This is a genomic window from Nocardioides malaquae (genome assembly GCF_015070385.1).
Classification (GTDB): Bacteria; Actinomycetota; Actinomycetes; order Propionibacteriales; family Nocardioidaceae; genus Nocardioides; species Nocardioides malaquae.
Genome location: NZ_JADCSA010001046.1, coordinates 1 through 241, shown reverse-complemented (window position 1 = coordinate 241; position 241 = coordinate 1). Strand labels below are relative to the sequence as shown.

Genomic DNA, 241 nt, shown 5'->3' with positions numbered 1-241 from the left:
TCGACAGCGTGCCGTCGGCGTCCAGGCTGACGAAGACCCCGGCGATCGCGATGTCGGCGGGTTCGTAGTGGACCGGCCGCTCGTCGAAGCTGGCGAGCGCGGTTTCGATTTCGCCAAGGCGCTGATCGATCTCGTCCGGCAACTCGTCGGCGTTCTCATATTCGGCCACCAGCTTGGCGCACTCGGCGTTGAGCGCCCCGATGGTCGCCTGTTCGTCAGCCGTCAGGTCGAGCGGCGTGCC

Annotated in this window: 1 protein-coding gene; it reads right to left on the bottom strand. The window is 67.2% G+C overall.

The annotated features are described in order from the left end of the window. Window positions 1–241 (bottom strand): hypothetical protein (locus IEQ44_RS16430; protein ID WP_264674501.1); only part of this gene is annotated, 241 nt, incomplete at both ends.